This is a genomic window from Oceanisphaera arctica, from assembly GCF_002936955.1.
Classification (GTDB): Bacteria; Pseudomonadota; Gammaproteobacteria; order Enterobacterales; family Aeromonadaceae; genus Oceanimonas; species Oceanimonas arctica.
On the sequence record NZ_MPZM01000063.1, the window covers coordinates 1 to 11,225 of the forward strand.

The following is an 11,225-nucleotide window of genomic DNA, read 5'->3' on the forward strand; positions in this document are numbered from 1 at the left end:
CCTGCTCCTGCGCTTTGGCCTGCTCCGGGCTCAGCTCCGGCAGGCCGCAGCGCACCTTGGCCTCGCCCAGGGCCTGACGGGCCTGTCGATACTGAATGGCGCGGGTCTGCTGGGTGTCCAGCGCCTGCTGATAATCGGCCAGCTGGCTCTTGAGGCTGTCTACTTCTTCTTCGGCCGCCACCTTGGTGGCGGTGGCCTCTGCATGTTCGTCCTGCAGCTCGGCCAGGGTTTCTTCCTGAATGGCGAGCTTTGCTTCCAGCTCGTCCAGCTCTTGCTGGTAGCCGGTGATTTTTTCGTTGAGCTTGACCCCGTTCAGCACCCGCGCCAGATGCTCGGAGGCGATGTCCAGCTCTTCACCCAGCATGCGCTCGCGGGCGCCCAGGTGCTCCAGCTCGTCGGCCAGATAAATCAGCCGGTTCTTTTCTTCGGCCAGAATGCGGCGCTCTTCCGCCAGGGCCTTGCGAGCCGCCAGCGCCTGCTCGGACAGCCGTTTTTTCTCGGCGCTGTTGCGTACATAGTCGGCGGCAACGTAATGCGTGGTTTCGGTGATCAGCTGGCGGAACTGGTCCCGCTGACGCTGGGTTTCGCGTATGGCTTCCAGGGTGCGGCGGTTCTCGAAAATCGCCGCTTCCATGTCGTTGAAGGCCTTGCGGATACCGGCGTTTTCCGGCAGCAGATAGTCTTTCAGGCTGCGGCTGATGGTGCTGGAAATACCGCCGTACAGGGAGGCTTCGATCAGGCGATAGAACTTGACCCGGTCGCGCTGATCCTTGAGCTTGCGCGGGGTCACGCCGGTGTCGAACAAAAAATTATGATACTCGCTCACAGTACTGAAACGGGTAAAGCGCAGTCCGTCCTGCTGGGCCGCCGCCTTCAGTTCGCCCAGCGAGCGCACCTGGCCGCGGCCGTCGTCCAGCCGGTGCAGCAGCAGCGCAGTCGGCGTGTGCTCGGGCTTGATGCCCTGCACGCTGAAAGAGGTCAGGTTGACCTTGTTGTCGCGGTTGGCCACCTGCTCCAGGTGCACGCCAAACCAGACCCGCTCGCCCTGGGAGGTGTCCACCTCAATCATCGAATAGCAGTGGCCGCGCTGCAGCTTGCCATACAGGCCCTTGTCGCGGCTGCCGGACTGGCTGCCCGCCTCTGTGGTGTTGCGAAAGTGCAGCAGGCTGAGATCGGGGATCAGGGCCGCAATAAAGGCGGCCATGGTGGTGGACTTGCCGGCGCCGTTACCGCCCGAAAGCGTGGTCACCAGGGTGTCCAGCTCGAAGGTACGGGCGAAAAAGCCGTTCCAGTTGACCATGGTCAGGGAGTGGAATTTGCCCCGACTGAAGGTATTCAAGGTGTTTTCGGGCGTCGCTGAGGTGCTCACTGCTCGTTCTCCTGCTCTTCTTCCTGGTCGTGGCCGGCCACCGCCTCACCATCTCTGATCATGCGCAGCTGCAGCTCGCGCGGATCTTCGTCAGTGCGCACATCGGCGGCGAAGCGAAACACCGCCTCGCTGATGCGAAACTTGTCCTGGCTGCCCACGGCGCTGACCATGCCGAGGCGCTTGAGCCGGCGAATGGCGCTCTTGAGCTTGTCGGCCAGCTTGCGTTTATCCAGATCACTGCCACCGGCGCGCTGGTTCACCATGCGCAACAGGGCGGTCTCGTTGGCCAGGGTCAGCACTTCTTCCTGCAGATCGAGCAGAGAGAAGACCCCTTCGTTGATCAGCCGATCCGGGCTCAGGTAGAGGTAACACAGCACCTTGCCTACCAGCATTTCCAGCTCGGACAAAATAGAGGTGTTCAGTTCGCTGCTCGAGCGCGGGCGCAGGTAATAAAAGCCCTCGGGGGCGCGTACCAGTTCAACGTGGTAGCGCTGGTAAAAGGCCTCCAGCTCCGGGTAGTACTCCTGCAGCAGCGAATGCTGCTCCAGCTCGTCGGCGCTGATGTGGCGGCCGGAACGCAGCTGGTTGTCCAGCGCCGGAAACAGCGGGTTGGCAATGGCCTGAACCAGACGCGGGTCCAGGGCGAGATCAGTATTGGTCGATAACATGTGCTTGTACCTTGGCCCCGTGGGCGTTGATGCGTTGCCAGTCCGGCTGGGCGGCGCCCATGCATTCGGCGTTGGCGTGGCCCAGCTTGACCGCTTCGTCGATCAGCAGGCGGGCAATATCGAAATGTTGGTATTGAGGATAATCGTGCAGATAGTCTTTGAGCACGGCCGCCATGTCCAGCGGCTGGCCGGACAGCGGAAACGCCTGCAAATGATCGCGAATGCGGCCCGACAGCTCGGCGGCCACGTCCACCATGTCGTGATATTCCAGCTCGACCGGCAGCTCGCCGGTGACTTCTTCGGCATAGGCGGCCATGGTTTCGTCACGCAGCTCCAGCAACGGCCGGGCCTGGGCGATGCACAGCCGCCAGTTGTGATCTTCAAACTGGCGAATGGACTCGCGCAGCCGCTGGCTGAAGGCGCGGTTCTTGTCCATGTCGATGGCGGTGCGGATAAAGCGGTGCACGTGCAGGTCGTAACGGGCCCACAGCTCGATGCACTGGCTACCCCACAGAATAATGGCGTCCAGCCGGGCCTGCAGTTGCTGGCACAGGGGCGCCACACTGCTGCCGAGCTCGCTCTGCTGCAGCTGCTCTTCGATGTTGAGCAGGCTCTGCTGCAGCCCGTGGCCGGCCTTGTCGAGCGTGTCTTGCAGTTCGCGCAGGGTCAGGCCGGTTTCACGCAGCAGCTGTTCGCAGGCGGAAATGGCCTCGTGCCAGTTCTTGTTAAGCAGGGCCGCGATGTTGGCTTTTACTGCATTCTGCTGCTCGTCCATGGCGCGCTGGGTGTCGTCGATGCGCGCCAGCTGTTCGGACACCGAATATTTCAGGCGGCCTTCTACTTCCTGGGCCCACTCTTGCTCATCAGGATCGCCGGCGATGGCCTCGGCCACCGTGTCCAGGTCCCGGGCAATCTGCTCCAGCTGCAACGACAGCTTTATCTGGCTGACCTCGCGCTGGGCGGCAAAGAATTCGACGATGGCAATGCCGAGGCGCGTCAGCCGGTACAGGCTCTCACCCTCTCCCGGCTCGCCCTGAAAACGGCTCAACAGGCGCTGGCGCACCAGATCGTTGATGGCGTTGTTGGCCCGGCTGGCCAGGGTTTCTTCGGCCTGTTCGAAGCCTTTGCTGACATAACCGAAGGCATGGTGCAGCTCGGCTTCGCTCAACTGCGGCTGCTCGCCGCCGCGGCCGAATATCTGTATCGCCAGCAAGAAGGCCAGCCGTTCCGGGGGCAGGTTTACCCCCAGGTTTTCCTGTTTGACCCAGCCAATCCAGTCCGGCAGGGTGCGGGACATTTCCGTCATCTTGCTGCTCTCTTCAGTTCTTGTTTCGATAACGTAAGCAGAGGACACCGGGTCTACTCCGCCAGCCATTACGTCATTCCCACGCCTTCGCGAGGGTGACGACAATAAACACCGGCATCGCCACGAGTATTCTGTCGTCACTCCCGCGCCTCATTCTCGTCATTCCCGCGAAGGCGGGAATCCAGGGCATACGGCGCCGTATCCGAACATACTCTTGATACCACAGACATCATGGACCCCCGCCTGCGCGAGGGTGACGACCAGAAAGTAAACGCAAGGGTGGCGACTTCAGTCGCCTTTCTTTGCCAGCACGTGAATGTAGCGCCCCAGGTGCATGAAGGGCTCTTGCCGGGCGTGGGCCAGCTCCATGGCGATCACCTCGTCGGCCTGCTCCACCTTGATGCGCTTTTCCACCATATAGTCGTGGATCACCCGCACCCCACTGCGTCCGGTTATAACAAAGCCCAGCTCGTCCAGCCACCGGTAAACCGCCTCCGGCCGACAGGGCCAGCCCGGTGTCAGCTTCTGGCGTCGTTTCTTGACCAGATTGGCGTGCACATAATCAAAATGGCCCATCACCAGGCTGTGATACAAGAGGCCGTCCCGGTTGTAGAACATCAACGACAGATGACCGCCGTCCGCCAGCAGTGCCTGCAGGCAACTCAGCAGCCGGGCCTGCTCTTCCACCCACTCCAGCACCGCATGGCACAAAATCAGGTCGAACTGGCCCAGGTCTTCAACACTCAACGACTGAATGGGCGCCTGAATAAACTCGAACTGGTCCAGCAGGCCCTTTTCCGCCACCTGCTCCCGGGCCAGCGCCAGCATTTCGCCGGACAAGTCACACAGCACCACCTGGTGGCCAAGCGCCGCCAGCGGTTGCGACAGGGGGCCGAAGCCACCGCCCGCATCCAGAATGCGCAGGGGCCGGTCCGGCAAGCCGGCCAGTAGCTCATCAATATCCCGGCTCAACACCGCCAGGCGGATGCGACCCTTGGTGGTGCCATAGATATTGCGGGCGAAGGTATCGCTCTTGCCATCGAAATTGGTATTGCTCTTTATTACCTTGGGCTTTCTTCTCACCTTGGTGTTTCTTGCTGAGTCCGGGGGCGCTATTCTGGCACAACCGATACGGTTAACAAATGAGTGTGTACATGGAGATGGTGTTTTTGGCCAAAAAATGGCTGGGTAGCCTGTTATTACCGCTACCTCTGCTGCTGATCCTGGGCTTTTTCGGGTTGATTATGCTACTGAGGCAGCACAAGCGCAGTGGAAACGCCCTGATAGTACTGTCGCTGGCGGCCTTACTGCTGCTCTCTACCCGGCCGGTGGCCAACTTGCTGATAGCGCCTCTTGAGTCGCAATATCCACCCCATGTCATCGGCGCCGACGCCGCCCAGCCGGTGCAGGACATCATAGTGCTGGGGGCCGCGCAGGTGGCGGATCTGTCGCTGCCGCTGCTGAGCCAGCTCGGCAACGCGGGGCTGGTGCGCATTACCGAAGGGGTGCGGCTGGCCCATGCCTATCCCGAGGCCCGGCTGATCATGAGCGGCTATGCGGGGGGCGAAGGCCGTTCCAGCGCCGAGCTTTACGGTGCCGTGGCCCTGGCATTGGGCATAGCGCCCAACCGCCTGCTGATGCTGCCCGAGCCCAAAGACACAGCGGAAGAAGCCGCCGCCATCGCCCCGCTCATTGCCGTGCGCCGGGCGCTGCTGGTTACCTCCGCCAGTCACATGCCCCGATCCATGACGCTGTTTCAGGCCCAGGGCGCCAGCCCCCAGGCGGCTCCAGTGGGCCATCACGCCAAGGAAAGCCGTGGCACCCTGCCCTTGTACACCTATCTGCCCCGGGGCCATTATCTGGAGCGCAGCGAAATCGCCTGGCACGAGTATCTGGGGCTGGCCTGGCAAACCCTTGGGGCAGCGGTAAGCTCCAAGCCGTAAAGCTGTCTCTTGGGCACAAATCGGCTTACTGAATAAAGAGGCAACAGGGTTGCCTCCCCGACACGCTTCGAGCACATCCCTGTGACGCTCGGCACATGCCGTCCCTGGCATATGACGGTCGGCGGAGGCAATCCCCGCTGCCTCTTCTTGACGCCCGAGTTGGCTGTTGGCATCACAAACAGGCGACCCGGAGCTGATTGTTTTGCAGTTGCCTTTACTTACCGCTGGCAGCTTACGGCTTAAGCAGCCCTAAGGGGCTCTGGTCTTGCCGGATCCCTGCCCCTATAATGCCCTCATTTAACGAACAGGAAACAACACAAAATGCGACAGACTCTGGTAATGGGTAACTGGAAACTCAATGGCAGCAAGACCATGGTGGCCGAGCTTATCAACGCCCTCAAGGCTCCCGCCGCCGAGACCACCAATGTGGCCGTGGCGGTGTGCCCGCCGGTACTGTTTCTCGGTCAGGCCCAGGCTCTGCTGACCGACAGCGTCATCGCGCTCGGCGCCCAGGATGCCGACATTCATACCCAGGGCGCTTTCACCGGCGAAAACTCCCCGGCCATGTATCCGGAGTTTGGCGTGCATTATGTGTTGGTTGGCCACAGCGAGCGTCGCACCCTGCACGGCGAAAGCGATGCCATGGTAGCCGCCAAGTTCTCCGCCGTGCAGCAGGCCGGTCTGGTGCCGGTGCTGTGCATCGGTGAAACCCTGGAGCAGTTTGAAAAGGGTGAAACCCAGACCGTGGTCGAGCGCCAACTGCACGAGGTCATCGCACACAGCGGCATCGAAGCCCTGGCCAACGCCGTGATCGCCTACGAGCCGGTATGGGCCATCGGTACCGGCAAGACTGCCACCCCCGAAATTGCCCAGGGCGTACACGCCGCCATTCGTGGTTTTCTGGCCGAGCAGAACGCCAACGTAGCCGCCGGTATTCAGATCCTCTACGGCGGCTCGGTCAAGGGCGCCAGCGCCGCCGGCCTGTTTGCGATGGAAGACATCGACGGCGCCCTGGTGGGCGGTGCCGCCCTGCAGGCAGACGAGTTTGCCGCCATTATCCGCGCGGGTGCATAAAACGCGTGTCGGGATTTGCCCGGTTAACACCGGGCCTACCGTTCACGGTGCTATCTGCATATAGGCTGTAGCTGCCGCTTTAGCCGGCAGGGCTTGCGAAGCAAGCCGATGATAACGGCGTTGCTGGTAGAGTTGCGCCGGCTAAAGCGGCACCTATGGCACCATTTGAAATTCACCGGCATTAACACGGAACATGAAAGAGGGATTCATGATTAAACGAATTGGAGTACTGACCAGCGGCGGCGATGCCCCGGGCATGAACGCCGCCATCCGCGCCGTGGTGCGGACCGGCCTGCATCACAACCTGGAAGTGTTCGGTATTCACAGCGGCTACCTGGGCCTGCACCGGGGTGAGATCGAGCAGCTGGAACGGCATTCGGTGTCCGACGTCATCACCCGGGGCGGCACCTTTCTGGGCTCGGCGCGCTTTCCCGAGTTCAAAAACGAAAAAGTGCGTGAAGAAGCGGTCGAAAATCTGAAACAACACGGCATAGACGCTTTAGTCGTGATCGGCGGTGACGGCTCCTACATGGGCGCCATGTGTCTGACCGAAATGGGCTTTCCCTGCATAGGTATTCCCGGCACCATCGATAATGACATCGCCGGCACCGACTTTACCATCGGCTTCGACACCGCGCTTAACGTGGCGGTGGAAGCCATCGACCGGCTGCGTGACACCTGCAGCTCCCACAACCGTATCTCGGTGGTGGAGATCATGGGCCGCCACTGCGGCGACCTGACCTCTTCCGCCGCCGTGGCCGGTGGTGCAGAATACGTGATAGTGCCGGAGGTGGCCTTCGATCAGGCCGAGCTTATCCGGCAAATCCACGAAGGGGTCGCCAAGGGCAAGAAGCATGCCATCGTCGCCATCTGCGAGAACATGTGTGACGTCAACCGGCTGGCCTACGATATTCAGGCCTCCACAGGGCGAGACACCCGCGCCACCATTCTCGGCCACATTCAGCGTGGCGGCACCCCCACGGCGCAAGACCGCATCATGGCCAGCCGCATGGGCGCCCGGGCGGTAGAGCTGCTGCTCGAAGGCTACGGCGGCCGCTGTATGGGCCTTCAGAGCAACCACATAGTCCACCACGATATCATCGACTGCATCAAGCACCTGAAGCGCCCGTTCAACGAAGAAATGTACCAGCTGTCGAACACCCTGTTTTAAAGTCCGGGATTAGGGATTGGGGATTGGGGACTGAGAAACCGCCATACCTGCAGATTCCCAATCGCCTGCAGGTTTGCGCCGCATAAATGGCCGCCTACGGATGTAACGGATGGGCCCAACTATAAATATCGACAAGGCCAGGCCCCACTTGACTTCCCTCGCCCCCTGCGATTGGCCATAATGGCTCCCATTTTATATTTTCAAGGCCATGACCCGATGGATAACCTCGATGATCTGAATTTCATGGTGCTGCTGCTGGCCGCACTGGCCTGCTTTATCGGCGCCTATGTACAAACCGCCATCGGTTTTGGCATGGCCATCGTTGCCGCCCCCATACTGTTTTATCTGGATCCGGCGCTGGTGCCCGGTCCGCTGATGGTGGTGCTGCTGGTGATGTGCCTGATGAACGGCTGGCGCTTTCGCAAGGGACTGGAGATTAATCTGCTGGCGCCGGCACTGCTGGCCCGTATTCCCGGCAGTGCCCTGGGGGTGCTGCTGCTGGCGCTGGTCTCTCAGCAGGTACTGGCCATTCTTATCGCCCTCACCATCATGCTCGGGATACTGGTACGGCTGAAAGACATCACACTGCCGATGACCCGTACCAACATGGCCATGGGCGGCTTTCTGTCCGGGGTCATGGGCACCAGCACCACCATCGGCGGCCCGCCCATAGTGCTGGTGATGCACGGGGCCGACATACACCGCATTCGCGCCAACCTGGCCGGCTTCTTCGTGGTGTCCACCATGATGTCGGTGGCCGCCCTGGCTCTGGGTGGGTTTCTTTCTCTGGATCACCTCAAACTGGCCCTGCCGCTGGTGCCCGCCACCCTGCTCGGCAACTGGGTGGCGGCCCATACTCTGCACCTGGTTTCCAAGCCTGTGATGCACTACGGTTCTTTGCTGCTTTGTACCTTGGCCGTTATTGGCATGTTAATTAACACTTTTTCCTGAGTCCCGGCCTAGGGTCTGAGATCAACAGACCCTATACCCACAGCATCTGTGGCATTGTTAAACGCGGCATAAAGTCCGATAATACCGGCCGTTATTTATTATCCGCCGAGTGATCATGTCTGAATACCTGCTGCTGTTTGTCGGCACCGTGCTGGTCAACAACTTCGTGCTGGTCAAGTTTCTCGGACTTTGTCCCTTCATGGGCGTGTCCGGCAAGCTTGAAACCGCCATCGGCATGGGGCTGGCCACCACCTTCGTGCTGACCCTGGCCGCCGCCTGCTCTTATCTGGTCAACCAGTACATACTGCTGCCGCTGGATCTGCTGTATCTGCGCACCCTGTCGTTTATTCTGGTGATCGCCGTGGTGGTGCAGTTCACCGAAATGGTGGTGCACAAGACCAGCCCCACCCTGTACCGGCTGCTGGGCATCTTTCTGCCGCTGATCACCACCAACTGCGCGGTGCTCGGTGTGGCACTGCTCAACATCAATGAACAGCACAACTTCATGCAGAGCCTGGTATACGGCTTTGGCGCCGCATTGGGCTTTTCGCTGGTGCTGGTGCTGTTTGCCGCCATGCGCGAGCGTCTGGCCGGGGCCGATGTGCCCGCCCCCTTCAAGGGCGCTGCCCTGGCGATGATCACCGCCGGCCTGATGTCACTGGCCTTCATGGGCTTTACCGGACTGGTCAAATTGTAATATGAGCAATATTTTAATCGCCATAGCGGTGCTGGCCCTGCTGGCCCTCATCTTCGGCCTGATCCTGGGCTTTGCCGCCGTCAAATTTCGGGTCGAATCCGACCCCATCGTCGAGCAGCTGGACGAACTGCTGCCCCAGACCCAGTGCGGTCAGTGCGGTTATCCGGGCTGTCGCCCCTATGCGACGGCGGTGGCCGAGGGCGACGATATTAACAAATGTGTGCCCGGCGGCGACGCCACCATGCGCAAGATCGCCGACTTGATGGGCGTCGAGCCCCAGGCCATGGGCGAGGAAGCCGCCGAACCCGAGAAAAAGGTCGCCTTTATTCATGAAGACATGTGTATCGGCTGCACCAAGTGCATTCAGGCCTGCCCGGTGGACGCCATCGTCGGCGCCACCAAGGCGATGCACACCGTGATTGCAGACGAGTGTACCGGTTGCGATCTGTGCGTGGATCCCTGCCCCACCGATTGTATCGAAATGATTCCGCTTTCGGTCACCCCCGAAAACTGGAAATGGCAACTGCCGCCCATCGCCATCAAGCAGGTAGATTAAGATGTCGCTGTTACAGGATCTCAACGCAGGCAAGCTGCACGACTTTCATGGCGGCATTCATCCGCCCGAGCGCAAGGCGCCGGCCAACCTCGCGCCCATCAGCCATGCCGGCCTGCCGGAAGAGCTGATTTTGCAGGTGCGCCAGCACATCGGCCAGCCGGCCAAGATCAGGGTGCAAGTCGGCGAGCGGGTGCTCAGGGGCCAGCCCCTGACCGAGCCACTCAACCCCATGATGATACCGGTGCATGCGCCGACTTCCGGCACCGTGGTCGCCATCGAAGACAGACCCCTGTGCCACCCCTCGGGGCTGGACGGCCTGTGCATAGTACTCAAACCCGACGGCGAAGATCAGTGGCGCCCCCGCTATCCGGTGGCCGACTTCCGTTTGCTGAGCGCAGACGTGCTGCTGGAGCGAGTTCACGAGGCCGGCATCGCCGGTCTCGGCGGGGCCGGTTTTCCGGCCCACGTCAAGCTGACGCCCCGCAAGAAAAAAATAGAGACCCTGATCATCAACGGGGTGGAATGCGAGCCCTATATCAGCGCCGACGACCGGCTGATGCGCGAACACCCGGCCGAAATACTGCTGGGCGTGGAGATACTGCGCCACATAGTGCAGCCGCAGACCACCATATTGGCGGTGGAAGACAACAAGCCCGAGGCCCTGGCCGCGCTGCGCGCCGCCAACCGGGACGAAAACCTGCTGATAGTAGCGGTGCCCACCAAGTACCCGTCCGGCGGTGAAAAACAGCTGATTGAAATTCTCACAGGCCTGCAGGTGCCCCGCAACGGCCTGCCCGCCGACATCGGCATAGTAGTGCAGAACGTGGGCACGGCTTATGCGGTCAAACAGGCCGTTATCGACGACGAGCCGCTGACGCGCCGGGTGGTCACCCTGGCGGGCGAGGCCTTCGCCGAGCCCGGCAATGCCTGGGTGCACATCGGCACCCCGGTACGCTATTTGCTGAAACGTTACGGCCTGAACCCCGAGCCCGGGCAGCGCATCATCATGGGCGGCCCCATGATGGGCTTTACCCTGCACAGCGCCGCCGCGCCCATCATCAAGGGCAGCAACTGCGTGCTGGCGCCGAAGCAGACCGAGCTGGCGCCGCCGGCAGAAGAAATGGCCTGCATTCGCTGCAGCAACTGCGCCGATGCCTGCCCCGCCAGCCTGTTGCCCCAGCAGCTGTACTGGTATGCCCGCAGCCAGGATCACGACAAGCTCAACAGCCATCATCTGTTCGACTGCATCGAATGCGGCGCCTGTGCCTATGTGTGCCCCAGCAGCATACCCCTGGTGCAATATTACCGGGTGGCCAAGGCCGATATTCGCCATGCCCAACGCGAGGCCGAGCTGGCCGAGCGTGCCAAGCAACGCTTCGAGGCTCGCCAGCAACGGCTGGCCCGCGAAAAAGAAGAACGTCAAGGACCCGGCAGGCCAAAGCCGCCGCCGAAGCGCAAGGCGCGCATGGCCGAACAGGCCAAAGCCGGGG

General features: G+C 61.4%; 11 protein-coding genes. 7 read left to right on the forward strand and 4 right to left on the reverse strand.

The window, feature by feature from the left end:
- From UN63_RS15695 to UN63_RS15710, 4 genes are all read right to left on the reverse strand, one after another.
- Positions 1-1,300 (reverse strand): ATP-binding protein (locus tag UN63_RS15695; RefSeq protein ID WP_342352438.1); only part of this gene is annotated, 1,300 nt, incomplete at its 3' end.
- Positions 1,301-1,365: 65 nt separating this feature from the next.
- The gene (gene mukE / locus UN63_RS15700) at positions 1,366-2,037 is read right to left on the reverse strand and encodes a chromosome partition protein MukE (RefSeq protein WP_104488345.1); all 672 of its coding nucleotides are present in this window, start codon (positions 2,035-2,037) and stop codon (positions 1,366-1,368) included.
- Positions 2,018-3,343, reverse strand: coding sequence for a chromosome partition protein MukF (gene mukF, locus UN63_RS15705; protein WP_104488348.1), 1,326 nt, complete (start codon positions 3,341-3,343; stop codon positions 2,018-2,020). The genes mukE and mukF overlap by 20 nt, the downstream gene beginning before the upstream one ends.
- Before the next feature lie 288 nt (positions 3,344-3,631).
- On the reverse strand, positions 3,632-4,405 hold the full coding sequence (locus tag UN63_RS15710) for a methyltransferase domain-containing protein (RefSeq protein WP_104488366.1): 774 nt from the start codon (positions 4,403-4,405) through the stop codon (positions 3,632-3,634).
- Between the two features lie 92 nt (positions 4,406-4,497).
- Between UN63_RS15710 and UN63_RS15715 the strand changes: the two genes are divergently transcribed.
- The 7 genes from UN63_RS15715 to rsxC all read left to right on the forward strand — a co-directional run.
- Positions 4,498-5,286 carry an ElyC/SanA/YdcF family protein gene (locus UN63_RS15715; RefSeq protein ID WP_104488351.1) on the forward strand — a complete coding sequence of 263 codons (789 nt, stop codon included), beginning with the start codon at positions 4,498-4,500 and terminating at the stop codon, positions 5,284-5,286.
- A gap of 321 nt (positions 5,287-5,607) precedes the next feature.
- Positions 5,608-6,360: a triose-phosphate isomerase gene (gene tpiA / locus UN63_RS15720; RefSeq protein ID WP_104488354.1), complete on the forward strand. Its 753-nt coding sequence runs from the start codon at positions 5,608-5,610 to the stop codon at positions 6,358-6,360.
- A gap of 208 nt (positions 6,361-6,568) precedes the next feature.
- Entirely contained in the window at positions 6,569-7,531 is a 963-nt protein-coding gene (pfkA, locus tag UN63_RS15725) for a 6-phosphofructokinase (protein WP_104488356.1), read from the forward strand.
- Between the two features lie 216 nt (positions 7,532-7,747).
- Complete coding sequence (locus UN63_RS15730; RefSeq protein WP_104488358.1) at positions 7,748-8,482, forward strand: sulfite exporter TauE/SafE family protein; 735 nt, start codon at positions 7,748-7,750, stop codon at positions 8,480-8,482.
- Positions 8,483-8,597: 115 nt separating this feature from the next.
- Positions 8,598-9,179, forward strand: coding sequence for an electron transport complex subunit RsxA (gene rsxA / locus UN63_RS15735; RefSeq protein WP_104488368.1), 582 nt, complete (start codon positions 8,598-8,600; stop codon positions 9,177-9,179).
- 1 nt (position 9,180) lies between these two features.
- Positions 9,181-9,735 carry an electron transport complex subunit RsxB gene (gene rsxB, locus UN63_RS15740; protein WP_104488361.1) on the forward strand — a complete coding sequence of 185 codons (555 nt, stop codon included), beginning with the start codon at positions 9,181-9,183 and terminating at the stop codon, positions 9,733-9,735.
- Position 9,736: 1 nt separating this feature from the next.
- A partial coding sequence (gene rsxC / locus UN63_RS15745; protein ID WP_104488364.1) for an electron transport complex subunit RsxC occupies positions 9,737-11,225 on the forward strand: 1,489 nt, incomplete at its 3' end.

Coding starts and splice junctions, on each gene's coding strand:
- rsxB (WP_104488361.1), top strand. CDS start 9,181: ATGAGCAATATTTTAATCGCCATAGCGGTGCTGGCCCTGCTGGCCCTC.
- rsxA (WP_104488368.1), top strand. CDS start 8,598: ATGTCTGAATACCTGCTGCTGTTTGTCGGCACCGTGCTGGTCAACAAC.
- pfkA (WP_104488356.1), top strand. CDS start 6,569: ATGATTAAACGAATTGGAGTACTGACCAGCGGCGGCGATGCCCCGGGC.
- mukE (WP_104488345.1), bottom strand. CDS start 2,037: ATGTTATCGACCAATACTGATCTCGCCCTGGACCCGCGTCTGGTTCAG.
- UN63_RS15730 (WP_104488358.1), top strand. CDS start 7,748: ATGGATAACCTCGATGATCTGAATTTCATGGTGCTGCTGCTGGCCGCA.
- mukF (WP_104488348.1), bottom strand. CDS start 3,343: ATGACGGAAATGTCCCGCACCCTGCCGGACTGGATTGGCTGGGTCAAA.
- tpiA (WP_104488354.1), top strand. CDS start 5,608: ATGCGACAGACTCTGGTAATGGGTAACTGGAAACTCAATGGCAGCAAG.
- UN63_RS15715 (WP_104488351.1), top strand. CDS start 4,498: ATGGAGATGGTGTTTTTGGCCAAAAAATGGCTGGGTAGCCTGTTATTA.